The 25,412-nt window shown below is 74.4% G+C and carries 21 protein-coding genes; 8 read left to right on the top strand and 13 right to left on the bottom strand.

Translation table 11 applies throughout. From position 1 onward, the window contains the following. Window positions 1-57 precede the first annotated feature (57 nt). Complete coding sequence (locus AB0D94_RS24150; RefSeq protein WP_362055384.1) at window positions 58-1,500, top strand: GuaB1 family IMP dehydrogenase-related protein; 1,443 nt, start codon at window positions 58-60, stop codon at window positions 1,498-1,500. A 136-nt stretch (window positions 1,501-1,636) separates the two neighbouring features. On the opposite strand, the gene AB0D94_RS24145 is transcribed toward AB0D94_RS24150, so the two are convergent. Beyond that, on the bottom strand, window positions 1,637-2,044 hold the full coding sequence (locus AB0D94_RS24145; protein WP_362055382.1) for a DUF1992 domain-containing protein: 408 nt from the start codon (window positions 2,042-2,044) through the stop codon (window positions 1,637-1,639). Window positions 2,045-2,255: 211 nt separating this feature from the next. Between AB0D94_RS24145 and AB0D94_RS24140 the strand changes: the two genes are divergently transcribed. Next, entirely contained in the window at window positions 2,256-2,807 is a 552-nt protein-coding gene (locus tag AB0D94_RS24140) for a sigma-70 family RNA polymerase sigma factor (RefSeq protein ID WP_362055380.1), read from the top strand. Here AB0D94_RS24140 and AB0D94_RS24135 read toward each other — a convergent pair. The 7 genes from AB0D94_RS24135 to AB0D94_RS24105 form a co-directional block, all read right to left on the bottom strand. Beyond that, the gene (locus tag AB0D94_RS24135; RefSeq protein ID WP_362055378.1) at window positions 2,768-5,566 is read right to left on the bottom strand and encodes a LuxR C-terminal-related transcriptional regulator; all 2,799 of its coding nucleotides are present in this window, start codon (window positions 5,564-5,566) and stop codon (window positions 2,768-2,770) included. The genes AB0D94_RS24140 and AB0D94_RS24135 overlap by 40 nt on opposite strands. Window positions 5,567-5,616: 50 nt before the next feature. Next, window positions 5,617-6,852: a histidine kinase gene (locus AB0D94_RS24130; protein ID WP_362055376.1), complete on the bottom strand. Its 1,236-nt coding sequence runs from the start codon at window positions 6,850-6,852 to the stop codon at window positions 5,617-5,619. Continuing rightward, the gene (locus AB0D94_RS24125) at window positions 6,849-8,579 is read right to left on the bottom strand and encodes a cation acetate symporter (protein WP_362055374.1); all 1,731 of its coding nucleotides are present in this window, start codon (window positions 8,577-8,579) and stop codon (window positions 6,849-6,851) included. The genes AB0D94_RS24130 and AB0D94_RS24125 overlap by 4 nt, the downstream gene beginning before the upstream one ends. A 236-nt stretch (window positions 8,580-8,815) precedes the next feature. Beyond that, window positions 8,816-9,091: a hypothetical protein gene (locus AB0D94_RS24120; protein WP_362055372.1), complete on the bottom strand. Its 276-nt coding sequence runs from the start codon at window positions 9,089-9,091 to the stop codon at window positions 8,816-8,818. 187 nt (window positions 9,092-9,278) lie between these two features. After that, the gene (locus tag AB0D94_RS24115; RefSeq protein ID WP_362055370.1) at window positions 9,279-10,112 is read right to left on the bottom strand and encodes a LytTR family DNA-binding domain-containing protein; all 834 of its coding nucleotides are present in this window, start codon (window positions 10,110-10,112) and stop codon (window positions 9,279-9,281) included. Between the two features lie 134 nt (window positions 10,113-10,246). Further along, window positions 10,247-11,170 carry an SCO0930 family lipoprotein gene (locus tag AB0D94_RS24110; protein ID WP_362055368.1) on the bottom strand — a complete coding sequence of 308 codons (924 nt, stop codon included), beginning with the start codon at window positions 11,168-11,170 and terminating at the stop codon, window positions 10,247-10,249. Between the two features lie 127 nt (window positions 11,171-11,297). Continuing rightward, a complete protein-coding gene (locus AB0D94_RS24105; protein WP_362055366.1) occupies window positions 11,298-12,311 on the bottom strand; it encodes a GDSL-type esterase/lipase family protein in 1,014 nt (337 codons plus the stop codon). Between the two features lie 376 nt (window positions 12,312-12,687). Between AB0D94_RS24105 and AB0D94_RS24100 the strand changes: the two genes are divergently transcribed. Together AB0D94_RS24100 and AB0D94_RS24095 are read left to right on the top strand one after the other, a co-directional pair. Then, window positions 12,688-14,142 carry an amino acid transporter gene (locus AB0D94_RS24100; protein ID WP_362055364.1) on the top strand — a complete coding sequence of 485 codons (1,455 nt, stop codon included), beginning with the start codon at window positions 12,688-12,690 and terminating at the stop codon, window positions 14,140-14,142. Window positions 14,143-14,152: 10 nt separating this feature from the next. Then, a complete protein-coding gene (locus AB0D94_RS24095; RefSeq protein ID WP_073920257.1) occupies window positions 14,153-14,608 on the top strand; it encodes an Lrp/AsnC family transcriptional regulator in 456 nt (151 codons plus the stop codon). A 1,111-nt stretch (window positions 14,609-15,719) separates the two neighbouring features. On the opposite strand, the gene AB0D94_RS24090 is transcribed toward AB0D94_RS24095, so the two are convergent. Further along, window positions 15,720-16,025 carry a WhiB family transcriptional regulator gene (locus tag AB0D94_RS24090; RefSeq protein ID WP_362055361.1) on the bottom strand — a complete coding sequence of 102 codons (306 nt, stop codon included), beginning with the start codon at window positions 16,023-16,025 and terminating at the stop codon, window positions 15,720-15,722. Window positions 16,026-16,160: 135 nt separating this feature from the next. Further along, window positions 16,161-16,886: a GNAT family N-acetyltransferase gene (locus AB0D94_RS24085; protein ID WP_362055359.1), complete on the bottom strand. Its 726-nt coding sequence runs from the start codon at window positions 16,884-16,886 to the stop codon at window positions 16,161-16,163. A gap of 411 nt (window positions 16,887-17,297) precedes the next feature. On the opposite strand from AB0D94_RS24085, the gene AB0D94_RS24080 reads away from it, so the two are divergent. The 3 genes from AB0D94_RS24080 (at window position 17,298) to AB0D94_RS24070 (ending at window position 20,445) form a co-directional block, all read left to right on the top strand. Then, window positions 17,298-17,681, top strand: coding sequence for a hypothetical protein (locus AB0D94_RS24080; RefSeq protein ID WP_362055357.1), 384 nt, complete (start codon window positions 17,298-17,300; stop codon window positions 17,679-17,681). 215 nt (window positions 17,682-17,896) lie between these two features. Then, on the top strand, window positions 17,897-18,697 hold the full coding sequence (locus AB0D94_RS24075; protein WP_362055355.1) for a carbon-nitrogen hydrolase family protein: 801 nt from the start codon (window positions 17,897-17,899) through the stop codon (window positions 18,695-18,697). Window positions 18,698-18,747: 50 nt separating this feature from the next. Then, complete coding sequence (locus AB0D94_RS24070; RefSeq protein WP_362055353.1) at window positions 18,748-20,445, top strand: NAD(P)/FAD-dependent oxidoreductase; 1,698 nt, start codon at window positions 18,748-18,750, stop codon at window positions 20,443-20,445. Between the two features lie 202 nt (window positions 20,446-20,647). Here AB0D94_RS24070 and AB0D94_RS24065 read toward each other — a convergent pair whose 3' ends face one another. From AB0D94_RS24065 to AB0D94_RS24055, 3 genes are all read right to left on the bottom strand, one after another. Beyond that, complete coding sequence (locus AB0D94_RS24065) at window positions 20,648-21,349, bottom strand: DUF5995 family protein (RefSeq protein ID WP_362055351.1); 702 nt, start codon at window positions 21,347-21,349, stop codon at window positions 20,648-20,650. A gap of 76 nt (window positions 21,350-21,425) precedes the next feature. After that, window positions 21,426-22,820: a solute carrier family 23 protein gene (locus AB0D94_RS24060; protein WP_362055349.1), complete on the bottom strand. Its 1,395-nt coding sequence runs from the start codon at window positions 22,818-22,820 to the stop codon at window positions 21,426-21,428. A gap of 74 nt (window positions 22,821-22,894) precedes the next feature. Beyond that, the gene (locus tag AB0D94_RS24055; protein WP_362055347.1) at window positions 22,895-24,121 is read right to left on the bottom strand and encodes an MFS transporter; all 1,227 of its coding nucleotides are present in this window, start codon (window positions 24,119-24,121) and stop codon (window positions 22,895-22,897) included. 56 nt (window positions 24,122-24,177) lie between these two features. Here AB0D94_RS24055 and AB0D94_RS24050 point away from each other — a divergent pair, with 56 nt between their 5' ends. Further along, window positions 24,178-25,344, top strand: coding sequence for an ROK family transcriptional regulator (locus tag AB0D94_RS24050; RefSeq protein ID WP_362055455.1), 1,167 nt, complete (start codon window positions 24,178-24,180; stop codon window positions 25,342-25,344). The last annotated feature ends 68 nt before the right edge of the window (window positions 25,345-25,412 follow it).

The raw sequence follows: 25,412 nt of genomic DNA, 5'->3' as shown, positions 1-25,412 counted from the left end.
GCGTTTCCTCGGCTGTCCCCTGTCGAGGCACCTCCGATTGACTGGGATGTTCAGCACGTGCGTTTCCTCAATGACCTGAAGCCGCCGTACGACCTGACGTACGACGATGTGTTCATGGTGCCGAGCCGCTCCGCGGTCGGTTCCCGCCAGGGCGTGGACCTCTCCTCGCCCGACGGCACCGGCACCACCATTCCCCTCGTGGTCGCGAACATGACCGCCATCGCCGGCCGCCGCATGGCCGAGACCGTGGCCCGCCGCGGCGGAATCGTCGTGATCCCGCAGGACATCCCGATCGAGATCGTCACCGACGTCATCTCCTGGGTGAAGACCCGCCACCTCGTGCTCGACACCCCGATCACGCTGGCGCCCACCCAGACCGTCGCCGACGCCCTGTCCCTGCTGCCCAAGCGCGCCCACGGCGCCGGTGTCGTCGTCGACGCCGAGGGCCGCCCGGTCGGCGTCGTCACCGACCACGACCTGACCGGTGTGGACCGCTTCACCCAGCTCTCCGAGGTCATGTCGAAGGAGCTGCTGCTCATCGACGCCGACATCGACCCCCGCGAGGCCTTCAACAAGCTCGACGCCGGCCACCGCAAGCTGGCCCCGGCCGTCGACAAGGACGGCAAGCTCGTCGGCATCCTCACCCGCAAGGCCGCCCTGCGCGCCACCTTGTACACCCCGGCCACCGATGCCAACGGCAAGCTGCGCATCGCCGCCGCCGTCGGCATCAACGGCGACTTCGTGGCCAAGGCCAAGCAGCTGCTCGACGCGGGCGTGGACACGCTCGTCATCGACACCGCGCACGGCCACCAGGAATCGATGATCAACGCGATCAAGGCCGTCCGCGCGCTGGACCCGCAGGTCCCGATCGTGGCGGGCAACATCGTCGCCGCCGAGGGCGTCAAGGACCTCATCGACGCCGGCGCCGACATCATCAAGGTCGGTGTGGGCCCCGGCGCCATGTGCACCACCCGCATGATGACCGGCGTGGGCCGCCCGCAGTTCTCCGCGGTGCTGGAGTGCGCGGCCGAGGCGAAGAAGTACGGCAAGCACGTCTGGGCCGACGGCGGCGTCCGCCACCCGCGCGACGTGGCGATGGCGCTGGCCGCCGGCGCCTCCAACGTCATGATCGGCTCCTGGTTCGCCGGTACGTACGAGTCCCCGGGCGACCTCCAGCAGTCGGCCGACGGCCGCCTGTACAAGGAGTCCTTCGGCATGGCCTCCGCCCGCGCCGTGCAGAACCGCACGAGCGAGGAGTCGGCCTACGACCGTGCCCGCAAGGGGCTGTTCGAGGAGGGCATCTCCACCTCGCGCATGTTCCTCGACCCGACCCGTCCGGGCGTCGAGGACCTGATCGACTCGATCATCGCGGGCGTCCGCTCCTCCTGCACCTACGCCGGTGCCGGCTCCCTCGCGGAGTTCGAGGAGAAGGCCGTGGTCGGCATCCAGTCCGCCGCCGGCTACGCCGAGGGCAAGCCGCTGCACGCCAGCTGGAGCTAGTCCCCGCCGCTCTTCCCGTGGCCCCGGCCGTCCCGCGTGGACGGCCGGGGCCACGGGCGTACCCGGGGTCCCCGGACGAGCCCCCGGCCGCGCTCACGCCTTCCCGCGGGCCGGATCCGCCCGGCCCCGGCCGCGCTCACGCCTTCCCGCGGGCCTCGCGCCACTCCCGGAGGGCCTCGTCCACGTCGATCAGCTTCCGGCCCAGCGGCGGGCCCGGCGGCGGCCTGAGCAGCGCCGCGGCGATCTTCTCGTTGACCGGCTCCAGCAGGTCCCGTACGGCCCGCTCGGACGGCGCCCCGGCCACCGCGGCCAGCGCGTCCTCGGCCTCCTTGCGCAGGGCCAGGGCCGGCGGAAGCATCGAGGTCATGCCCTCGCGGGCCATCTTCTTGCGGATCCACCACAGTTCGTCGTACGGCTCGTCCAGATCGGCCAGCGGCTTGCCGAAACCGGGCAGGTCGGCGAAGGCGCCGCGCTCCTCGGCCTCGCGGATCTGCCGGTCCGTCCAGGACTCGAAACTCACGCCCGGGGGTTTGCGCTCGGTCACAGGATCACTTCCCGTCGGTCGTCGCAGGGCACCCCTCCACGGTAGCCAATCGGCCCCCGCGGCCGCCGTGTCCGGTGGACCGTCCGACGCGCCCGTTCGGCCGCTCCGTTCGACCGGTCGGCGCCCGGCGGGACGGCCTACGCCAAGCGGCGGATAACACCGCGGAGCCGGTCCGTCACCCTCAGGTCATCCGACCTGGAAGGGGCACCCCGTGACCAGTACCCTCACCCGGCACACCGAGGCGCACGCCCTCGCCCGGCTCCACAGCGAGCACGGCAAGGCCCTGTACGGCTTCCTCCTCGGCCTGACCTTCGGCGACCGGCACCGGGCCGAGGACCTCCTCCAGGAGACCCTCCTCCGCGCCTGGAAGCACCCCGAGGCCCTGGAGAGCGGCCACGCCTCCATGCGGCCCTGGCTCTACACCGTCGCCCGGCGGCTCGCCATAGACGCCCGCCGCGCCCGCCAGGTCCGGCCCTCGGAGGTCGGGCCGGACGCCCTGAAGCACGCCCCGGCCGCCGACGACCGCACCGAGCAGGCCGTCGCCGCCCTCGACGTCCGCGAGGCCCTGCGATTACTCAGCCCCGAGCACCGCGCCGTGCTCGTGCAGATCTACTTCCGCGGAGCCTCCGTCTGCGAGGCCGCCGAAGCGCTCGGCGTACCCGCCGGAACGGTGAAGTCCCGTACCTACTACGCCCTGCGGGCCCTGCGCGCCGCCATGCCCGGCTACGGGCCCGACGCTCCCGGGGGCCGCGCCGCCGCCTGAGCCGCCACCGCCGCACGGGAGCGGACCTGGAGCTTGGCCAGGATGTGCGACACGTGCGTCTGCACCGTCCGCGGCGAGAGGAACAGGGCCGAGGCGATCTCCGGGTTCGAGCGGCCCTGCGCCACCAGCAGGGCCACCTTCAGCTCGGCCGGGGTCAGCGCCTCCCAGCCGCTCGCCGCCCTGCGCCGCGCCGACCGGCTGCCCCGGCGCACCCCCAGGCTCCGCAGCCGGGCATCGGCCCGGGCGGTGTCCCAGCGGGCGCCCAGCCCCTCGTACGCCGTCACCGCGCGGGTCAGCGCCGCCCGCGAGCCGGTGAGGTCCCCGCGCCAGGCGCGGGCCACCGCCAGGTCCTCCAGGAGATGGCCCAGCACCAGCGGCCACCCGCCGCTCTCTCCCCGCAGCAGCGCCCGCGCCAGCAGCTCGGGATCCTGCGCGAACAGGCCCCGGCAGCGCAGCAGCGCCAGCTCCGGCCCCGGATACCCCGGCAGCGCCGACACCGTGCGCCCGCACGCGGCCACCGCCGCCCGGGCCGTGGCGGTCTCCCCGCTCTCCAGCGCGAGCCGGACCATCTCCGACAGCACCCACGGGCGTTCGTAGGCCACCGCCTCGCCGGACGCGTCCGCCAGCGCGGGCTCCAGCGCGGCCAGCGCGTCCGCCGGGCGGCCCTCGCGCTCCGCCAGCAGCGCCCGGGCCAGCAGCACGTGGGAGGCGTAGCGGCGGGCCGCGGGTGTGGCGAAGGCATCGGCCGGCAGCGCCGCGAGCTCGGCCGCAGCCGCCTCCCGCTCGTCGCGGTGGCCCAGCACCCGGGCGCGCAGACCCCGTACCACCACCGGCAGCCAGCCGTCGGAGACCGGCAGCGCACCCGCCCGGGCGACCGCCTCCAGGGCAGCGTCCCAGTCACCGAGCCGGTAGTGGAACTCGGCGAGCCGCGCCTCGGTCACCACCAGCCGTCCCGTGGAGCGGGTCGCCACCGCCAGCTCCCGCGCCTCCCGCAGCGCCGCCGCAACGATCTGCGGCTCGTCGAACCGCAGATGCCCCTCCGCCTGATTCGCCAGCAGCAGCAGCCGCATGTCGTTGGCGGCCGGACTGCGCCGCGCGTACGCGATCCCCTCGGCGACATGGCGCAGCGACTCCCGTCCGCGGTTCAGGTGGAACAGCGCGAAGGACACGGCGTGGTGGACCTCGGCCCCGCACAGCGGATCGCCCAGCCGCTCCGCCCGCCCCACCAGCGGCCCGGCCAGCGCGTACGCCTCTGCGGGCCGGTGCAGATCGGCCAGGGCCAGCACCCGGCAGGCCTCCAGGCGCAGCCGCCACGGGGCGGAGGGGAACTCCTCGGCCAGGGCCCGCTCGGTGGCCGCCAGGGAACGGGCCATGTCCCCCTGGATCATCAGCGCGGACACCAGCTTGAAGTCCACCGCGGCCCGCCGGTCGGGATCGGTGGTCCGGGCCCGCAGCCCCGCCAGGAGGTCCACCGACTCCGGGCGGCGCAGCATCAGCGCGGCGTCCGCCAGCTGCTCCTCCAGCGCCTCCAGCGTCTCCCGGCGGAGGCCGCCCTGCTCCAGGGCGCGCTCCAGCAGCTCGGCCGCGGTCCCCGGGGCCCCGGCGACGAGCCCCGGGGCCGAGTCCGCCAGCCAGCGCACCGCCCAGGCGTTCAGCCGGCCGCCGCGCAACAGCTGTTCGGCGGTCCGGGCCGGATCCAGCCCCGCCTCGGCGAAGGCCCGGGCCGCGTCGTGGTGCAGGGCCGTGCGCAGGGCCCCGGGGGTCTCGGCGTACAGGGCCCGGCACAGGGCGGGGTGGCGGAAGCGCAGCAGGTCCCCGGTGTCCTCCAGCAGCCCGGCCAGGACCGGCTCCTCCAGCACCGCCATCAGCTCCCGCGCGGGCCGCGCCCGTACGAGGGCCAGCTCGCGCGCCGTGAACTCCGGGCCCAGGAGCGCCGCGTGCCGCAGGGTCGCCCTGGCCCGCCGGTGCAGATAGCCCAGCCCCCGGGCCAGCGAAGCGGGCACCGGCGGCAACCCGGCCACCGGAACGGTCAGTTCGGCCCGGCCCTCGTCGACCCGGATCAGCCCCGCCCACTGCTCCAGGAGCTCGCCCAGCAGCCGCGGATTGCCCCCCGCCAGCGCCGCGGCCTCCCGCAGCCGGGGTCCCGCCGGGGCCCCCAGCGCGTCCCGGAGCAGCTCGGCCGCCTCCCCGGCGGACAGCGGCTCCAGCCCCACCGTCAGCCCGCCCGGCTCCGCCCACAGCAGCTCCACCTCGGGCCGCCGCGGCAGCGGCCTGCGGGTCGCCGCCAGGAGCAGCGGCAACCGCTGCGCGGACCGGGCCAGCCGCCGCCACAGCAGCAGACTGGCCGGGTCCGCCCAGTGCGCGTCGTCCAGCACCAGCAGCAGCGGCCGCTCGCCGCACCACCGCTCGGCCCCGGCCGCCAGCAGGTCCATGGCCGCCAGCAGCGCCCCGCCCGGCCGCGCGGCCGTCTCCGCCTCCCGCAGCAGGGAGACCACGGCCGCCCGGCCGGGGCCGTCGGGATGCAGGCAGTCCAGTGCGGCGCGCAGCGGCAGTGCCACCCCGGGCGCGTCCGCCGCCGCGTACCGCACCCGGCAGCCCCGGGCGGCGGCCCCGGCCATGGCCTCCCGCACGAAGGAGGTCCGGCCCGCGCCGGCCTCGCCCTCCACCCTCAGCAGACCGCCCTGGGCACTGCCGCCCTCGGCGCCCGCGCGCACCCACTCCCGTACCTCGTCACGATGCTGTTCTCGCCCGACCCACACGTCGCCCGGCCCCTCCGGTCACATCGCGCCGATCGTAGGATGACACGTGGTCAGGACCGGGGGAGAGGGGGCTCCGGCGGTGAACTGTGCACACCGGCACGGAATTTGGGAATCCGTATGGTGATCTTCATGCCGGCGCCGACACCCGTTTCGATCACCGGCCCGTACGCGTCCCCGTACACCTGCCGGATCCGCTCGTCGACGTTCGGCAGCCCGATGCCGGAGGACGAGGCGCCGCGCTCCCCGGCCAGGATCCGCCGCAGCAGGGCCGGATCCATGCCGATCCCGTTGTCCTCGACCGTGATCACCGCCTCCGAGCCGGCGTCCTGCGCCGAGATGCTGATCCGGCACACCTGCGTGGAGTCCTCCAGCCCGTGCTTGACCGCGTTCTCCACCAGCGGCTGGAGGCACAGGAACGGCAGCGCCACCGGCAGCACCTCCGGCGCCACCTGCAAGGTCACCTTCAGCCGGTCCCCGAACCGGGCCCCGGCCAGCGCCAGGTACTGCTCGATGGAACGCAACTCGTCCGCGAGGGTGGTGAAGTCGCCGTGCCGGCGGAAGGAGTACCGGGTGAAGTCCGCGAACTCCAGCAGCAGATCCCGGGCCCGCTCCGGATCGGTCCGGACGAACGAGGCGATCGCCGCGAGGGAGTTGAAGATGAAGTGCGGGGAGATCTGCGCCCGCAGCGCCTTGATCTCCGCCTCCATCAGCCGGGTCCGCGACCGGTCCAGCTCGGACAGCTCCAGCTGTACGGACACCCAGCGCGCGACCTCGGTCGCCGCCCGCACCAGCACGGCCGACTCCCGCGAGCCGTAGGCCACCAGCGCCCCCAGCACCCCGTCCTCGCCCGTGAGCGGCGCCACCACCGCCCACTTCAGCGGACAGTCGGGCCGCTGGCACTCGGTCCGCACGCTCTGGCTGCGCCCCGACTCCAGCATCACCGCCACCCGCGCCATCGCCCGCCGCTCGTGGTGGTCGGCGCCCGGCCCGTCCCAGGCCAGCACCGACTCCCGGTCCGTCAGGCACAGCGCCTCCGTGCCCAGCAGCGACCGCAGCCGCTTCGCCGCCTTGCGGGCGGCGTCCTCGGTCAGCCCGGCGCGCAGCGGGGGAGCGGCCAGCGAAGCCGTGTGCAGGGTGTGGAAGGTGGCCCGCTCCACCGGGGTCCCCAGGTCCAGCCCGGCCGCCCGTTCACCGCGCCGGGCCTGCCACCGGCCCGCCGTCCAGCCGACGCCCAGCAGCAGCGCCGCACCGGCCACCGCGAGCACGGCGAGCAGGGCCGCGCTCACCGGGCACCCGCGGCCCGGTCCACGGCCACGTCCTCCGGCAGGTGCAGACGGGCCAGCGTGGCCGCCGTCCCGCCGGGTATCCGAGAGCGGGTGGCCAGGGACACCAGGACCATCGTCAGGAACCCGAGCGGCACCGACCAGGCGGCGGGCCAGGCCAGCAGCGTGTGCCCCCAGCCCGCCGGAGCCAGCCCGGTCCGGGTCGCCAGTACGGCGCTCAGCGCGGCCCCGCCGCCGGTGACCAGACCGGCCACCGCACCGGGCGGGGTCAGCCCGCGCCACCAGATGCCCAGCACCAGCAGCGGGCAGAACGACGAGGCCGACACGGCGAAGGCCAGGCCCACTGCGTCCGCCACCGGCACCTCGCTGGCCGCCACGCTCCCGGCGAGCGGCACGAGGACCGCCACCAGCACCGCGAGGCGGAAGCTGCGCACCCCGCGCGAGGGCAGCACGTCCTGGTGCAGCACCCCGGCCACCGCCATGGTCAGCCCCGAAGCCGTCGACAGGAACGCCGCGAAGGCGCCCCCGGCCAGCAGCGCCCCCAGCAGGTCGCCGGGCAGCCCGCCGAGCACGCGCTCCGGCAGCACCAGCACCGCGGCGTCCGCGTCGCCGGTCAGGGCCAGCTCGGGGGCGTAGATCCGGGCCAGCGCCCCGTACACCGGAGGCAGCAGGTAGAAGACGCCGACCAGCCCGAGCACGACCAGCGTGGTGCGCCGCGCGGCCCGCCCGTTGGGGCTGGTGTAGAAGCGCACCGCGACGTGCGGCAGGCCCATGGTGCCGAGGAAGGTCGCGAGGATCAGTCCGTACGTCGCGTACAGCCGTTGCTCCCGGTGGTCCCCGGCCAGCGGCGAGGACCAGCTGGACACCCCGGGCCCCGACTCCGCCCGGGACTGCGGGACGACGGTGTCCGGGGCGAACTCCAGGCGCGTGCGGGCCCCTACGGCATGCTGCCCGGCGGCCAGGGTCAGCGGGGCGGCCTGGTACGTGCGCCCGTCCACCTGCCCGGTCACCGTCAGTGCGAGCGGCGCCTCCACCGACAGCCGGACGTCCTCGGCGACCGTGACGGCGGTGTGCTCGCGGAAGACGGCGGGGGCGTCGAAGGTGGCGCGCGGGGCGCCGTCCCCGGCCCACGCGGCGATCAGGAAGAAGGCCGGGACCAGCAGGGCGGCGAGCTTCAGCCAGTACTGGAACGCCTGCACGAAGGTGATGCTGCGCATCCCGCCGGCGGCCACGGCTGCGCTGACCACGGAGGCGACGACCACCCCGCCCGCCCAGTGCGGGGCCCCCGTCAGGATCTCCAGGGTCAGGCCCGCGCCCTGGAGCTGCGGCAGCAGGTAGAGCCAGCCGACCCCCACCACGAAGAGCACCGCGATCCGGCGCACCGCCTGCGACTCCAGCCGGCCCTCGGCGAAGTCGGGCAGCGTGTACGCGCCCGAGCGCCGCAGCGGGGCCGCCACGAGCACCAGGAGCACCAGGTACCCGGCGGTGTAGCCCACCGGGTACCAGAGCATCTCGGGCCCCTGGAGCAGCACCAGCCCCGCGACGCCGAGGAAGGAGGCGGCCGAGAGGTACTCCCCGCTGATGGCCGCCGCGTTCAGCCGGGGCCCGACCGTGCGCGAGGCGACGTAGAAATCGGAGGTGGTCCGGGATATCCGCAGCCCCAGCGCGCCGACCAGGACCGTGGCCAGGACGACGACGGTGACCGCGGTCAGCGCGTACGTCTGGTTCACCGGTCGGTCCTTCGGCAGGGGCGGGGTGACCGGATTCTATGCACGCCCGCGACCGGGCAACAGACGCGATCTGGCCTGCTCGGCCCGGCGGTGCCGCGCCGGGCGGCGGGGCCGGCCGGGCGGGGCCGACAACGGGTCGGACCGGGTCGATGCCGGGCCGGCTCAGGTCGGTCCCGGGTCAGCTGGACCCGATACCGGGTCGGGCCGATACCGCGTCGGCTCGGGACGGAACCGGGTCAGAGCGCCGGGTCGCGGTGCTCCGCGCAGTCGCGCAGGGCGATCTCCAGCTCCACGTACGACTCCTCCGCGCGCCGGAAGGCCAGGATCAGCGCCGCCTCCGCGCGGGGCGGCACCTGGCAGCGGACGCCCTCGCCCGCCTCGTAGAGCACATCGGCCCAGCGGGCGGCCGCACTGCGCAGGCCCGCCAGCAGGACCTCGGTCTCCGCCGGACCGGCCGGCCGGGTGCGGGGCAGTCCGGTCAGGGCGTCGAGCAGCGCCTGGATCTCGGACATCACGCTCCTCCCACGCCGGAAGATCCACGATACGCGCGGGCGTCGCAGGTGACGGACCGTTCGGGCCGCCCGTGCGTCCGGCGGCCCCGGCGGATCGCCGTACGCCCCTCCCGGCGCGACGAACGGCCGACGGGCACGGCGGACGGTCGGGCGGGCGCCCGCCGCCCCGCGGGTGGCGCGGCCGGTGTCAGCCCGTGGCCTGGCGCATCAGCAGGTCCCGCAGTTCCCGCGCGTGCCTGCGGCTCACCTGGAGTTCCGCGGACCCGACCCGGACGGTGGTGGTCCCCGCGTCCAGCCGGAGTTCGTCGATCCGGCCCAGCGCCACCAGGTGGCGGCGGTGGATGCGGACGAACCCGCGGGCCGCCCAGCGCTCCTCCAGGGTGGACAGCGGGATCCGGACCAGGTGGCTGCCCTCGTCGGTGTGCAGCCGGGCGTAGTCCCCCTGGGCCTCGACGTAGGCGATGTCGGCGATCGCCACGAACCGGGTGACCCCGCCCAGTTCGACGGCGATCTGGTCCTGGGTGCGGTCGGCGGCCCCGGCCTCGGGAGCCGGGCGGCGCACCGCGGGCACGGCCGGGGCGGCGGGCGCTGCGGCCTCCGGGGAGGCGGGCGGCGGACCCTGCGGGGAGCGGTCCAGCTGGGCGCAGGCCCGCCGTACGGCCTCGGCCAGCCGCTCCGGGCGTACGGGCTTGAGGACGTAGTCCACGGCCTTGAGGTCGAAGGCCTGGACCGCGAAGCCCTCGTGGGCGGTGACGAACACGATCAGCGGCGGCCGGGCGAAGCCGGCGAGCAGCCGCGCGATGTCCAGGCCGGTCAGCCCGGCCATGTGGATGTCGAGGAAGACCACGTCGATGCCGTCGGCGCCCTCCGGGCCCGTCTCCAGCGCCCGGGTGATCCGGCGCAGGGCCTCGGTGGCGTCCGAGGCGCCCTCCGCGCTGTGCACCCGGGGGTCGGAGCGCAACAGGTAGAGGAGCTCCTCCAGGAGCGGCTTCTCGTCGTCGACGGCCAGCACACGCAGCATGCGGCCGAGTGTAGGTGGTGACCGGCGAACCGGTCCGGACGGCGCACGACCCGGAACGGGTGCGCGGCCCCCGCGGGGGTGGTCGGGGGCCGCGCGGTCCGGTGTGTGGGGGGAGGGAGGGGTGAAGGCGCCGGCTACTGGACGGTGATGAGCTTGCCGTCGGGGGCGACCGCGTACCAGGTGCCGCCGACGCCCTGCCCGTTGATGTCGCCGGGCTTCTTGTCGCCCGCGAAGGTGTAGACCGGCCAGCAGTCCACCGTCTGCTGCTTCTTGCCGTCGGGCCGGTCCAGCACCAGGTAGTTCCGCTCGGTGATGCCCTTGGCGTTGGCCTTGTCCACCGGCGGGACGACCGGCCACTTGGTCAGGCAGTCACCCACGCACTTGGAGACCATCGGCCACGCGGTGTCCGGCTTGAACCGGTAGACGGTCATGCCCTTGCCGTCGACGATGTGGTCGCCCAGCTTGGGGTCCTTCGCCACGGACAGGGCCGCGCCCGCCTCGGCGCCGCCGCCGGCCGGCGCCGGAGCGGCCTTCGCCGCCTTCTTGCCGTCGGGGGCGAAGGCGAACCAGACCCCGCCGACGCCCTGGCCGTTGACGTCGCCCGCCTTGGTGTCCTTGTTGAAGCGGTACGCGGGCCAGCCGGCCACCGTCAGCTGCTTGCTGCCGTCGCTGCGCACGACCTCGCCCAGCAGGGCCGGGTCCATGCCCGCGGCGGCGGTGGCGTCGCCCGCCGCGACCACCGGCCAGGTCTTCGCGCAGTCCCCGTCGCAGTTCGACTTCGAGGGCTTGGCGGTGTCGTTGTCGAAGCGGTAGAGCGTGAGCCCGGCGCTGTCGTTCAGGACCGGGCCGAGCTGCTCGTTGGCCGCGACCGCCAGCTGCCCGGCGGGCTTGGCGCCCGCTCCGGCGTCCGCCGCGGGAGCCTGGGAGCCCTGGGAGGAAGCGGCCCCGGCCGGCTGGGCCGTGTCGGCCGCCTTCTCCTCCGAGGGCCCGCAGGCGGTCGCCGCGAGGACGACGGCCATCGCGACCGCGGCAAGGGTGGTTCCGCGCTTCATACCCATGTTGATCTCTCCCACGTGTGGTGTCTCCCGCGCCGTCGCCTCGGCGGCGGCAACTGTGCTCAGGACACGCCCCGGTGGGCGGGATCTGTTCAAGGAAATCCGGGGAGACCGGTGTGGGCTGTTTCACTCACCCCGTGCCGAACCCGGTCCGCCGCAGGGCCGTGGCCACAGCGAGGCCGAGCACCTGGTGTCCGGCGTCGTTGGGGTGCAGACCGTCCTCCAGGTGCTCGGCACCGAGCAGGTCCCGGCCCGGGAGCACGGCGAGGCGGTCGTCCCCGGCGGTGATCCGGTCCCGGGCGGCGCGCTCCATCGCGTCGCGCAGGGCGCCCAGGGTGGCGCCGAGCCGGTTCGGGGTGCGTTCGGCGTCGGGCCGCAGGACGGGCGAGACCAGAAGCAGCGGGGTCCGCGGGTGACCCTGCCGGACGAGTTCGAGGAAGGCGCGCGTGGTCTCGTACAGCAGGGGCGCGGAAAACGGCACCCGGGACCAGCAGTTGGTGCCGAAGGCGAGCGTGAGCACGTCGGCGGGCAGGCCCGCGAGCTGTTCGGCGGTGGCGAGTTCGCCGCGTGCGGCGCCCGCGTAGCCGAGGTTCACGGTGTCCCAGCCCAGGGCGCGGCCGGCGACCGCGGGCCAGCCGTGCGCGGGGCGGGTGGACCACCAGCCCTCGGTGATGGAATCCCCGTGCACCACCCAGCGCGGCGCGGCCGGCGCCGGGGTGACGGGGCCGCCTATCCCGCGCAGGGCCAGGATCAGCGGGGACTGGGTCTCCGGCGGGTGGACGGTGAAGGGCCCGTGGCCGCCGTGCAGGTCGATCCGTACGACGGCCTCCGCGGCCGGTTCGGTGAACACCTCGGCGACCACCCCGTGCCGGTCCCACAGCGCGAAGCCGTGGGCCAGGTCGCGCAGCGCGTCGGTGGGTCCGGGGACGGTCCCGCGGTAGCGGATCTCCACCGCCCGCGCGGTCTCGGTGGTGAACTCCAGCCGCACCCCGATGGGCAGCGTGGCCCGCTCACCGGTGTCCCACGGCAGCCGCATGGTGTCCGCCGGGTCGGCCCGGACCGGACGGCCCTTGTCCAGCCAGGCGATCCCGCGCAGGAACGGCCCGGGGTCCAGCCACCGCTCGTCAGGGCTCGGTTCGCTCACTCTCCGCCTCCGATCGTCGGGTACGCCCCCCGTACCCCGCGGGGCCCGTGCCACGTCCACGGCGCACGCTGCGGCACATCTGACGAGGTGTCAAGAAGGGGGTCGAAGGGCCGCTGCGCACTGATCGATCATCCGCGCGCAACAAAGGACCATCCCGGACAGATCCGCGCAACGATCGTGCGCCAATGTGCAAGGATGGTGCATTACGGGCGGTATCACTCAGCTCGTAGGCTCACTCGCTGTACGTGGAGTGGCGCGGATCGCCTGCTCGGCGGTCCCCCCATGCCCAGGCAGGCTCCTGCCCGCCTGCTGCTGCTCCGGACCGCTGCGGTCGACGCCTGACAATCCCCATCCGCAGCGAAGAAGGAGTCCCCTCGTGCTCGACCACGGCCAGGCGCCACCCGTCACCACCGAGCCCCCTAGGCCCGTCAGCCCGCTGCTGCGCCGCAAGCCGGTCGAGCAGCTGGTCGCCGAGGGCGGCCAGGGCGAGGGCGGCACGCTGCGCCGCTCGCTCACCATGTGGCAGCTGACGATGATCAGCATCGGCGCGACCCTGGGCACCGGCATCTTCGTCGTCCTCGGCACCGCCGCCCCCAAGGCCGGCCCCGCCGTGACGATCTCCTTCGTGATCGCGGGCCTGACCGCCCTCTTCTCCGCCCTGTCCTACGCGGAGCTGGCCGGTTCGGTGCCCGTCTCCGGGTCCTCGTACTCGTACTCCTACGCCACCATGGGCGAGCTCGTCGCCTGGATCTGCGGCTGGTGCCTGGTCCTGGAGTACGGCGTGTCCGTCGCGGCGGTCGCCGTCGGCTGGGGTGAGTACCTCAACGAACTCCTCGACGGCACGATAGGGATCACGATCCCCGAACAGCTCTCCTCCCCGATGGGCGACGGCGGCTACATCAACCTGCCCGCGCTCGTCGTCGTCCTGCTCGCCATGGTCTTCCTGATGCGCGGCGCCAAGGAGAGCGCCCGGATCAACTCGATCATGGTCGCGGTGAAGATCGTCACCCTGCTGCTCTTCATCGGCATCGGCTTCCTGGGCATCAAGGGCGGCAACTACACCCCCCTCGCCCCGCTGGGCATCGCGGGCATCAGCGCCGGCGCCGCCACCCTCTTCTTCTCGTACATCGGCTTCGACGCCGCCTCCACCGCCGGTGAAGAGGCCAAGAACCCCAAGCGCGACCTGCCCCGCGCGATCATGCTCTCGCTGCTGATCGTCACCGTGCTCTACGTCCTCGTCGCCTTCGTCGCCGTCGGCGCCATGCCGTGGCAGGACTTCGAGGGCACCGAGGCCGCGCTCGCCCAGATCATGACCGACGTCTCCGGCCACACCTTCTGGGGCGTCGTCCTCGCCGCGGGCGCCGTCGTCGCCATCGCCTCCGTCGTCTTCGCCGTCCTCTACGGCCAGACCCGCATCCTCTTCGCCATGTCCCGCGACGGGCTCGTCCCCAAGGTCTTCGCCCGGGTCGACGCGAAGACCGGCGCCCCCCGCGCCAACGTGGTGATCGTCTCCCTCTTCTGCGGAACGCTCGCGGCCTTCATCCCGCTCGGCAAGCTCGCCGACGCCACCAGCATCGGCACCCTCTTCGCCTTCGGCCTCGTCAACGTCGCCGTGGTCATCCTGCGCCGGACCCGCCCGGACATGTCGCGCACCTTCAAGGTCGCGCTCTTCCCGGTCACGCCGATCCTCGGCCTGATCGCCTGCGGCTACATGATGTTCAGCCTGGACACCGCCACGTGGATCGTCTTCGGTGGCTGGATGATCGTCGGCCTCGTGTTCTACTTCCAGTACGGCATCCGCCGCTCCCGACTGGCCACAGCAGAGAAGTGATCCACCCGCAGTGCGACTGAACGATCTCGACGAACGCATCGTGCACGCCCTCGCCGAGGACGCCCGGCGCTCCTACGCGGACATCGGCTCCGAGGTCGGGCTCTCCGCCCCCGCCGTCAAGCGGCGCGTGGACCGGCTGCGGGCCGAGGGCGCCATCACCGGCTTCACCGTCCGGGTGGACCCGGCCGCGATGGGCTGGGAGACCGAGGGCTTCATCGAGATCTACTGCCGCCACAACACCTCGCCGGACGACATCCGGCGGGGGCTGGGGCGGTACCCCGAGGTGGTGTCCGCGTCGACCGTCACCGGCGACGCGGACGCCCTCGTACAGATCTTCGCCTCCGACATGCGCCACTTCGAGCGCGTGCTGGAGCGGATCGCGGGCGAGCCGTTCGTGGAGCGCACCAAGTCGGTGCTCGTCCTCTCGCCGCTCCTGCGCCGCTTCACCTCAGGCGCCCCGGCCTGACGGCCTCCGGCCTGGCGCGCCGGCTTCGGGTGCTGGGCCCGTCGGCCTCCGGCCCGGTGTAACGGCCTCGGGCCCCGGGCTGGCGGTTGGCCTCCAGTCCGGGGCGACGCTTTCGGCCCCCGGGCCCTGGCGGTTGTGCTCCGGCCTGGTGGTGACGGTTTCGGGCCCCGGGCCCCGGTGGTTGGCCTCCGGCCTGGTGTGGCAGCTTCGGGCCCCGGGCCCCGGTGGTTGGCCTCCGGCCTGGTGTGGCAGCTTCGGGTGCTGGGCCCCAGCCCTTGGCCCCGGCCCGGCCCTGGCTTCCGGCCTTCGGCCCCGGCTCCGGCCCCGGTGGTTGGCCTCCGGCCCGGTGCGATGGCCTCGGCCCCGGTCTGATGGCCTCCGGCCCGGTGCAACGGCTTCGGGCCCCGGGCCTCGGTGGTTGGCCTCCGGCCTGGTGTGGCAGCTTCGGGTGCTGGGCCCCAGCCCTTGGCCCCGGCCCGGCCCTGGCTTCCGGCCTTCGGCCCCGGCCCCGGTGGTTGGCCTCCGGCTCGGCGCGACGGCCGGGCCCTGGCCTGACGGCGCCTCCAGCCTCGGTGTGACGGCTTTCGGCCCTGGCGTCTGGCCCCCGCCTCCGGCCTACGTCCCCGCCCTACGGCCTCGGCCCCGGCCTACGCCCCCGGCCCCGGCCCCAGTCCTGACCTCCGGCCTTCGGCCCCGCTCAGACCTCGGGTCCCTGACCCGACCCCCGGCTCGGCTCTGGCTCCGGCCTCGGCCCTCCGGCTCTGGCCTCCGGCCCCGGCTCTGGCCTCCGGCCCCGGCTCTGGCCTCCGGCCCCGGCTCTGGCCTCCGGCCCCGGCTCTGGCCTCCGGCCCCGGCTCTGGCCTTCGGCTCCGGCCTACGCCCTGGCACTCCGGCCCTGACTCCGGCCTGGGGCCCTGGCCCCGGCTCTGGCCTCCGGCCCGGGCTTCGGCCTGGGGGCCCGGCTCCGGCTTTGGCCTTCGGCCCCGGCCCTGGCCCACGCCCCCGGCCCTTCGGCCCTGGCCTGATGGCGTCTCCGGGCCCGGTGACGGGCTTCGGCTGGGGGGCGTCTGCTGGCCCGGTCTGGCGGCCGATTGCGGCGGGCGGGGTGGGCTCAGCGGTGGGGTGCACCCGTCATCGCGGGCTCGGACGGGCGGGGGAGGGCGCGGCGTTCTTCCTCCGTCAGGCCGCCCCAGACCCCGAAGGGCTCGCGGCTGCGCAGCGCGTGCTCCAGGCACGCCGCCCGTACCGGGCACCCCGCACACACCCGCTTGGCGGCTGCGTCCCGTTCCTCGCGGTCCTCGCCCCGCTCACCGGCGGGGTGGAAGAACCGGCTGGTCCCCAGATCCCGGCAGGCCGCCCGGGATTGCCACTGCCAGGAGTGGTGCGTGGCGCCGGGCAGATGTGAGACGTCGGACATGGCGGTTCCCTCCCGTGGGTCGTCCTGTGTGCCGTCGTTCCGCGTCTGACCGCCGTCCGCCCCTTGAAACCCCGCCCCTTGCCCGCCCTTTGAAACCCCGCCCCTCGCCCCCCGCCGCCCGGGACCCGCCGAGGCCTATCCGGCCGGCGGGCGCACCCCGAGGAAGAACGTCCGGCGCCGCACCGTGAACCCCATCGACTCGTAGAGCCGGACCGCACCGGTGTTCTCCGCGGCCGCGTGCAGGAAGGGGCTGTCCCCGCGCTCCCGGGCCTCCGCCGCGACCGCCCGGGTCAGCAGGCCGCCCAGGCCCCGGCCCCGGTGCTCCGGGTGGGTGCACACCGCGCTGATCTCCGACCAGCCGGCCGGCCGCATCCGCTCGCCGGCCATCGCGACGAGCCGCCCCTCGTGCCGGATCCCGAGGTACGTGCCCAGCTCGACGGTCCGCACCCGGAACGGGCCCGGCCGGGTCAGCTCGACCAGCTCCAGCATCTCCGGTACGTCCTCGGGCCCCAGCCGCACCGCCTCGGCCGCGGCCTCGGCCCGTACGGCCCGGCCGTCCAGCTGCACCCCCGGTACGGACACCACGGTCTCCCACCCCGCGGGCGGCGTCACCAGCCCCGTCACCAGCAGGAGCTCACCGGGCTCGGCCAGCGTGGCCAGCTCCGCCCAGGCAAGCGGATCCGCCGGGTCGGCGAGTGCGGCGAGCGGGGCCGTGTCACCGGGGTAGCGGGCGGCGAGGCCCGCGGGCCCCACCTGTGCGAAGCCGCGGTGCGGGCCGGTCAGCGCGGCCCACGCCGGATTGTCGAGCACCTCGACGCCTGGCGCGGTGCCGGCCGAAGTACTGCCGGTCTCGGGGGACATGGGCTCGGAGCTCCTTCCGTAGGTGCGGCGAAAACCTGCCGTCACCGCCTTCTTGACGGCCCCGGGCGCCGCCACGAGACTGCGGGGGACGGACACGACGGACAGCGCCCGCCGCGGGCAGGGTAACCACCGCGGAGCGGGCGGACGGGGGACGGCACCGGTGGAGACGGCCTCGACGGCGGGTACGGGAGCACGCACCCCGCGCCGCTGGTGGCTGACCCGGCGCCTGCACATCGACCTCCTGCGCGTGTGCAGCGCATTCGCCCCGCGCGGCTGATCCCCGTACGCCGATCCGCCCCGCGCGGCCGGTTTCCCCGCACGCAGGCCCGTACGCCGTCCCGTACGCAGGCCGAAGGCCCGTACGCGGCCCCGTACCCGCCACCCTCCCGCCCGCCCGTCCCCTGGAGAGTCATGTCCCAGACCGTCCTGCCCCGCATCGGCCCCGCCCCCGCCCTGCGCGGCCGCATCGGCACCGGCTTCTCCCCGGTCCCGTACCGCTACCACCTCTACCTCTCAGCCGACTGTCCGCGCTCCCTCCGCACGCTCACCACCCGCGCCCTGCTCGGCCTCGAGGGCACCGTCACCACCACCGTCCTCGGCCCCGACACCGCCGCCCCCGAGTACACCGCGCTGCGCCGGGCCTACGAGGCCGCCGGGCACCACTTCGACGGCGCGCTGACCGTCCCCGCCCTGTGCGACACCTGGAGCGGCCGCGTCGTGTCCAACCACACCCCCGGCATACTGGAGGACCTGCGCCTCCTCGCCGCGCACCCGGCCTTCCGCGCGGTCTCCTGACCGGCCTCCCGACCGGCCCCCTCGACCACCGTCCGGGACGCCCCGGAACGGCAGGAAACGGGACTCCGCGGGGTGCGCGCAACGAATCGCCGCGCACGCCGCGCAACACGCAACGAATCGATGCGCGGAGCGCAACGCTCACGGCTTGTCCGGGTCGAACGCGCGAACGTACCGTTTTGGGACACCCCCACCCCTCCTGCCACAGAGGTACGTCCATGCCCCCGCTGCGCACCGCACTCCTCCAGAGCTCCGGAAGGCTCGGCGACACCGCCGAGAACCTCAAGGCGCTCGACGAGGCCGCGGCGCGCGCCGCACAGGGCGGGGCCGGGCTCCTCGTGACCTCGGAGATGTTCCTCACCGGCTACGCGCTGGACGTCCAGGACATCGCCGCCCTCGCCGAACCGGCCGACGGCATGTCCGCCCGGGCCATCGGCGAGATCGCCCGCCGCCACGGGGTCGCCGTCCTGTACGGCTACCCCGAGCGCGCCGGCTCCGCCGTCTACAACGCGGCGCAGCTCATCGGCCCCGAGGGGACCCCGCTCGCGAACTACCGCAAGACCCACCTCTTCGGCAGCTTCGAGCAGGAGGCCTTCACCCCCGGCGACACCCCCGTCGTCCAGGCGGACCTGAACGGCCTCCGGGTCGGCATCATGATCTGCTACGACGTGGAGTTCCCCGAGAACGTCCGGGCGCACGCGCTCGCCGGCACCGACCTCCTCCTGGTGCCGACCGCGCAGATGCACCCGTTCCAGTTCGTCGCCGAACAGCTCGTCCCCGTACGGGCCTTCGAGAACCAGATGTACATCGCGTACGTCAACCGCACCGGCCCGGAAGGCGAGTTCGAGTTCGTCGGACTCAGCTGCCTGGCGAGCCCCGACGGGACCACCCGCACCCGGGCCGGCCGCGGCGAGGAGCTGGTGTTCGGCGAGGCCGATCCCGAGCTGCTGGCAGCGTCCCGCGAGACCAATCCCTACCTGCGCGACCGCCGCCCCGGGCTCTACGCCTCCCTCGTCTGAGACCCCTCTTCCCCCGCCCCGCCTGCTCTGCCGCAAGGAGACGTACCCCCATGACGTCCACGGTGCCCACCACCGCCGTCCCGCACAGCGACGGACAGCCGCCGATCACCATGTTCGGCCCGGACTTCCCGTACGCGTACGACGACTTCCTCGCCCACCCGGCGGGCCTGGGCCAGATACCGGCGACCGAGCACGGCACGGAGGTCGCCGTCATCGGCGGCGGACTGTCCGGCATCATCTCCGCGTACGAGCTGATGAAGATGGGCCTCAAGCCCGTCGTCTACGAGGCCGACCAGATCGGCGGCCGGCTGCGCACCGTCGGCTTCGAGGGCGCCGGCACCGAGGAGCTGACCGCGGAGATGGGCGCCATGCGCTTCCCGCCGTCCTCCACGGCGCTCCAGCACTACATCGACCTCGTCGGCCTGGTCACGGAGCCCTTCCCCAACCCGCTCGCCGAGGCCACCCCCTCGACGGTCGTCGACCTCAAGGGCGAGACCCACTACGCCGAGACCATCGCGGACCTCCCGCAGGTCTACCGCGACGTGTCCGCCGCGTGGAACGCCTGCCTTGACGAGGGCGCCGACTTCTCCGACATGAACACCGCGATGCGCGAGCGGGACGTCCCGCGCATCCGCGAGATCTGGGCGAAGCTCGTCGAGAAGCTCGACGACGAGACCTTCTACGGGTTCCTCTGCAAGTCCGAGGCCTTCCAGTCCTTCCGCAAGCGCGAGATCTTCGGCCAGGTCGGCTTCGGCACCGGTGGCTGGGACACCGACTTCCCGAACTCCATCCTGGAGATCCTGCGCGTCGTCTACACCGAGGCCGACGACCACCACCGCGGCATCGTCGGCGGCTCGCAGCAGCTGCCGCTGCGCCTGTGGGAGCGCGAGCCCGAGAAGATCCTGCACTGGGCGCAGGGCACCTCGCTGTCCTCGCTCCACGGCGGTACCCCGCGCCCGGCGGTGACCCGTCTGCACCGTACGGCGGGCAACCGCATCACGGTCACGGACGCGTCCGGCGACATCCGCACGTACCGCGCCGCGATCTTCACCGCCCAGTCCTGGATGCTGCTGTCCAAGATCGAGTGCGATGACACGCTCTTCCCGATCGACCACTGGACGGCGATCGAGCGCACCCACTACATGGAGAGCTCGAAGCTCTTCGTCCCCGTCGACCGGCCCTTCTGGCTGGACAAGGACGAGGAGACCGGCCGCGACGTCATGTCGATGACGCTGACCGACCGGATGACCCGCGGCACCTACCTGCTGGACAACGGCCCGGACAAGCCCGCCGTCATCTGCCTCTCGTACACCTGGTGCGACGACAGCCTGAAGTGGCTGCCGCTGTCCGCGAACGAGCGGATGGAGGTCATGCTGAAGTCCCTCGGCGAGATCTACCCGAAGGTCGACATCCGCCGCCACGTCATCGGCAACCCGGTGACCGTGTCCTGGGAGAACGAGCCCTACTTCATGGGCGCGTTCAAGGCCAACCTCCCCGGCCACTACCGCTACCAGCGCCGTCTGTTCACGCACTTCATGCAGGACCGCCTCCCCGAGGACAAGCGCGGCATCTTCCTCGCGGGCGACGACATCTCCTGGACGGCCGGCTGGGCCGAGGGCGCCGTGCAGACCGCCCTGAACGCCGTCTGGGGCGTCATGCACCACCTCGGCGGCTCCACCGACGCCACCAACCCGGGCCCGGGCGACGTCTACGACGAGATCGCCCCGGTGGAACTCCCGGAGGACTGATCCTTCCCGGATCCCCGTGACCACGGGCCGTCCCCGCGCGAACAGCGCGGCGGCGGCCCGTTCTCATGCCCGGCGGCACCCCGGCCCCTTCCAGGACGGGATCCGGCGCGGTCGGGGTCTGGCGTTTCTGGCGTCGTCTCCGCACTCCGGGCAGGGCTGACCGGGCCCGGTGCCCGGCCGCAGCACCGGCCGGGTGCCGCCGTCAGAGGAGGCCGAGGCCGCCGGTCCGGGCCGGCGGTCCCGTCCGGCAGGGGACCGCCGCGGCCGGCAGCGGGGTCAGCAGGCAGCGGCCGACCAGGCCGACGCCGGAGTCCAGGGACTCCGCGAACTCCTCGGCCAGGTCGGGGGAGCGGCGCAGGGTCCACAGGAGGCGGGCCGCCGCCCAGGCGCCGGAGCGGGCGCGGTCCAGGCTCCACGAGCCGAGCAGGTGGGTCAGCGGGTCGGCGATCTCCAGGAGGTCCGGGCCCGGCATCAGGTCCTCGCGGATGTGTTCCTCCAGGGCGACCAGGGTGTCGCCGACCCGGTCGAAGTCCGCCTCGAGGGCGCGGGGTTCGCAGTCGAGGGCGCGGCAGGTCGACACCACCGCCAGCGCCAGGTCGTGGCCGATGTGCGCGTTGATCCCGGCCAGGGCGTGCTGGAGCGGACGCACCCCCGGGTGGCGCCGGTACTGGAGCAGGGGGCGCCAGCAGGCCGGGGCCCGGTCCGACTCCACCGCCGTCAGGTAGCGCTCCGCGAACCGCACGCTGAGCGTCTGCGCCGCCCGTGGCGCCGGGAAGTCCCCGCGCTCGATCCGGCGGTGCAGGGTCCGGGTCACCGTCAGGTACACCCGGTTGAAGACGGCGACGCCGTCCTGCGGCGGCAGCCGCTCGTCCAGGGCGCGCATCCGCGCCAGCACCGCTTCCATGGGAGGCAGGTTCGCAGGCCCCGGCGGGGATCCGGGGAACTTGGCCGTACGCTTCCCCGGTTCGGGCGAAACCCCGTCAACGCTGCTTGTCCTGCGGCTCCTGGGCGTCGTAGGCGGAGGTGCCCGCGTCGAGCAGGGGCGGCTGTTCCTTCAGGTGTGCGGGGGCGAAGTACCGCAGCGCGTGGTAGCCGGTGATCACCACGATCGTGCCCAGGGCGATGCCCCCGAGTTCGAAGGTGTCGGTGATCTGGAGCTTGACCCCGCCGACGCCGATGATGATGCCCGCGGCGGCCGGCACCAGGTTCAGCGGATTGCGCAGGTCCACCCGGCCGTGGAGCCAGATCTGGGCGCCGAGCAGGCCGATCATGCCGTAGAGGATCACGGTGATGCCGCCGAGCACCCCGCCGGGGATCGCGGCGACGACCGCGCCGAACTTGGGGCACAGGCCGAAGAGCAGCGCGAAGCCGGCCGCCGCCCAGTAGGCCGCGGTGGAGTAGACGCGGGTGGCGGCCATGACGCCGATGTTCTCGGAGTACGTGGTGTTCGGCGGGCCGCCGACCGCCGTGGACAGCATGGACGCGGCGCCGTCGGCGGCGATCGCGGTGCCGAGCTTGTCGTCGAGCGGGTCGCCGGTCATCTCGCCGACGGCCTTGATGTGCCCGGCGTTCTCCGCGATCAGCGCGATCACCACCGGCAGCGCGATCAGGATCGCCGACCACTCGAACTGCGGGGCGTGGAAGGAGGGCAGGCCGATCCAGTCCGCCTTGCCCACCCCGGACAGGTCCAGCCGCCAGTGGTCCACGGCCTCGGGACCGCCCATGGGGGAGTGGATCTTGCCGAAGACCAGGTCGGAGATCCAGGAGATCCCGTACCCGAAGAGCAGCCCGAGGAAGATCGCGATGCGCGACCAGAACCCGCGCAGGCACACCACCGCGAGCCCGGTGAACAGCATCACCAGCAGCGCCGTCCACTGGTCCTGCGGCCAGTACGTGGAAGCGGTCACCGGCGCCAGGTTGAAGCCGATCAGCATGACGACCGCGCCGGTCACCACCGGCGGCATCGCCGCGTGGATGATCTGCGCGCCGAAACGCTGGACGGCGAGCCCGGACAGGAACAGGGCCGCTCCGACCACGAAGACGGCGCCGGTCACCGTCGCGCTGTCGCCGCCCGAGGCCCGGATCGCCGCCGCCACGCCCACGAAGGAGAGCGAGCAGCCCAGGTACGAGGGGATCCGCCCGCGCGTCGCGAGGAGGAAGATCACCGTCGCGATGCCGGACATCATGATGGCCAGGTTCGGGTCCAGGCCCATCAGGACCGGCGCGACGAAGCTCGCGCCGAACATGGCCACGACGTGCTGGGCGCCCAGCCCCGCGGTCCGCGGCCACGACAGCCGCTCCTCCGGCCGGACCACCGCGCCGGGGGCGGGGGTCCGCCCGTCTCCGTGCAGGGTCCAGCGCACGCCGAGGCCCATGTTCCGCTCCGTTTCTCCGGCTGACAACACGTCGAGGCCGCGGCGCAGGGGATGCCGCCACGGCCAGCGATATATTACGGCCGGATTCGCTCGGGTTCGTCCCTATTGCTTGGGCCGGCCTTCCCCGTAGCCTGCCCCACCGGCGGCCCCGGCCGCAGCACCGCGGCCCCCACGACCAGCGCGAAGGCCAGCAGGGTGACCAGGCCGAAGGACACCACCAGCGAACTCGCGTCCGCCACCGCGCCGATCGCCGACGGGGCGATCAGCCCCGAGGTGTACGTGATCGTCGCGACACCGGCGATGGCCTGCGCCGGGGCCGGACCGCTGCGCGCCGCGGCCGCGAAGGCGAGCGGGACCACCACCGCGATCCCCAGCCCGATCAGACCGAAGCCCGCCAGGGCCGCGGCCGGCTCCCGGACCGTGACCACGAGCACCCCGCCCGCGGTGGCCAGGACCCCGCCCGCCCGGACCGTGCGCACCGCCCCGAACCGGTCGACCACCCGGTCCCCGGCCAGCCGGGCGGCGGCCATGGTCAGCGCGAACGCCGTGGTGGAGGCGGCCGCCAGGCCGGCATCGGTGTGCAGGACGTCCCTGAGGTAGACCGCCGACCAGTCCAGGCTCGCCCCCTCCGCGAAGACCGCCGCGAACCCTATGGCGCCGATCAGCAGCGCCGACTTCGGCGGCAGCGCGAAATGCGGCGGCGCCTGCGCGTCCTCGGCGCTCCTCAGGTCCAGCACCCCCTGTACGGCGGCCAGCCCGGCCGCGGTGAGGACCAGTGCGGCGACCAGGTGGTGCAGCCGCGCGTCCGCCCCGGTGTGCGCGGCGACCGTACCCGCGGCGGAGCCGAGCAGCGCGCCCACGCTCCACATGCCGTGCAGCGAGGACATGATCGAGCGGCCCAGCCGGTTCTCGGTCTCCACGCCGAGCGCGTTCATCGCCACGTCCGACATGCCGGAGGTGGCTCCGTAGACGAACAGCGCACCGCACAGGATGGGAAGGTTCGGGGCGAGGCTCGGCAGGATGAGGGAGAGGGTCCACAGCACCAGCAGGACCCGCAGCGCGGCACGGGCGCCGAAGCGGTGGTTGATCCGCCCCGCCAGCGGCATCGCGAGCGCCGCGCCCAGGGCCGGGAAGGCGAGGGCCAGCCCCAGGGTGCCGGCGCTGAGCTGCGCGTGTTCCTGGATCCAGGGGATGCGGGTGGCGAAGGAGCCGGTGACGGCGCCGTGGGCGCAGAAGACGGCGGCTATCGCGAAACGGGCGTGGCGCAGTCGCGCCGGGCTGAGGTCTGATTCCCCGGTCATGGGCAGTAAACTATCAGGAACCTTGCCTGATGGTTAATGGCTTCGACCTCCCTAAGATGGGCGCCGTGACTCCCGCCAAGGCAACCGCCACCGCCACCGCCGTTCCGTCCCCCGCCTCCCCGAGCACGGCCCGGGCCATCAACGACCGCCTCGCCCTGCGCCTCCTCCAGGAGTCCGGCCCCCTGACGGCCACCCAGCTCAAGACGCTGACCGGCCTCTCCCGGCCCTCGGTCGCCGACCTCGTCGAGCGGCTGACCGGAGCCGGGCTCATCGAGGTCGTCGGCGAGTCCGGCGAACAACGCCGCGGCCCCAACGCCCGGCTCTACGGGATCGTCGCCCGCCGCGCCCACCTGGCCGCCCTCGACGTACGGACGGACAGCGTCACGGCCGTGGTCACCGACCTCCTCGGCCACCCCCTCGCCGAAGCCGCCCTGCCCGCCGGCGCCCCCGAGGACGCGGTGGCCGCCCTGCTGCGCACCGCCCGCGAAGCCGGCGCGGGCGAGCTGCACACCGTGGTCGTCGGAGCCCCCGGCCTGGTCGCCCCGGGCAGCGGGGAGCTGCGCGACACCACCGGCCTGCCGAGCTGGCACCGGGACCTGGTGACCGCCCTCCAGCAGAGCCTGCCCGCCGTGGTCGTGGTCGAGAACGAGACCAACCTCGCCGCCCTCGCCGAGCAGCGCCTGGGCGCCGCCCGCGACCTCGACTCCTTCGTCCTGCTGTGGCTCGGCGCGGGCGTGGGCGCGGCCGTGGTCCTGGACGGCCGGCTGCGCCGGGGCGCCTCCGGCGGCGCGGGCGAGATCGGCTTCCTGCCGGTGCCGGGCACCGGCAGGCTGCCCTCCGCCACCGACTGCGGGGGCGGATTCCACGCCCTGGCGGGCCGGGACGCCGTGGCGGCGCTGGCGGCGGAGCACGGCTTCCGGGGCCCGGTCGAGGAGGCGGTGGCCGGCGCCGCCGGCGAGGCCTTCCTCGACGCCCTGGCCGAACGCCTCGCCCTGGGCGCGGCGGCGGTCGCGGCCGTCCTGGACCCGGGCTGCGTGGTCCTGGCCGGCGAACTCGGCCGCGCGGGCGGCCCCGCCCTGGCCGCCCGGGTCGCCGACCGCCTGACGACGCTGACGCCGGTCCCGACGGAGGTCCGCGCCACGGCCCTGGGCGGCCCGGCCGTCCTGGCGGGAGCCCGCCTGGCCGCGCGCGAGGCGGCGCAGGAGGTGCTGTTCGGCCGCTAGTGCTGTGGCCTGACCCGCAGGGTTGTTGCAGCGCCGCAGGACGTGCGAGGACCCGGTGGCAAAACGTG

The sequence above is a fragment of the Streptomyces sp. NPDC048255 genome, assembly GCF_040652415.1.
GTDB lineage: Bacteria > Actinomycetota > Actinomycetes > Streptomycetales > Streptomycetaceae > Streptomyces.
This window is presented reverse-complemented; position numbering and strand designations above follow the sequence as displayed.

What these genes read in the sequence shown, in the direction of transcription:
- AB0D94_RS24060 (WP_362055349.1), bottom strand. Translation starts at nt 22,820, where the DNA reads ATGGGCCTCGGCGTGCGCTGGACCCTGCACGGAGACGGGCGGACCCCC.
- AB0D94_RS24065 (WP_362055351.1), bottom strand. Translation starts at nt 21,349, where the DNA reads ATGGAAGCGGTGCTGGCGCGGATGCGCGCCCTGGACGAGCGGCTGCCG.
- AB0D94_RS24120 (WP_362055372.1), bottom strand. Translation starts at nt 9,091, where the DNA reads ATGTCCGAGATCCAGGCGCTGCTCGACGCCCTGACCGGACTGCCCCGC.
- AB0D94_RS24055 (WP_362055347.1), bottom strand. Translation starts at nt 24,121, where the DNA reads ATGACCGGGGAATCAGACCTCAGCCCGGCGCGACTGCGCCACGCCCGT.
- AB0D94_RS24080 (WP_362055357.1), top strand. Translation starts at nt 17,298, where the DNA reads ATGTCCCAGACCGTCCTGCCCCGCATCGGCCCCGCCCCCGCCCTGCGC.
- AB0D94_RS24050 (WP_362055455.1), top strand. Translation starts at nt 24,178, where the DNA reads ATGGGCGCCGTGACTCCCGCCAAGGCAACCGCCACCGCCACCGCCGTT.
- AB0D94_RS24110 (WP_362055368.1), bottom strand. Translation starts at nt 11,170, where the DNA reads ATGGGTATGAAGCGCGGAACCACCCTTGCCGCGGTCGCGATGGCCGTC.
- AB0D94_RS24070 (WP_362055353.1), top strand. Translation starts at nt 18,748, where the DNA reads ATGACGTCCACGGTGCCCACCACCGCCGTCCCGCACAGCGACGGACAG.
- AB0D94_RS24085 (WP_362055359.1), bottom strand. Translation starts at nt 16,886, where the DNA reads ATGTCCCCCGAGACCGGCAGTACTTCGGCCGGCACCGCGCCAGGCGTC.
- AB0D94_RS24090 (WP_362055361.1), bottom strand. Translation starts at nt 16,025, where the DNA reads ATGTCCGACGTCTCACATCTGCCCGGCGCCACGCACCACTCCTGGCAG.
- AB0D94_RS24115 (WP_362055370.1), bottom strand. Translation starts at nt 10,112, where the DNA reads ATGCTGCGTGTGCTGGCCGTCGACGACGAGAAGCCGCTCCTGGAGGAG.
- AB0D94_RS24075 (WP_362055355.1), top strand. Translation starts at nt 17,897, where the DNA reads ATGCCCCCGCTGCGCACCGCACTCCTCCAGAGCTCCGGAAGGCTCGGC.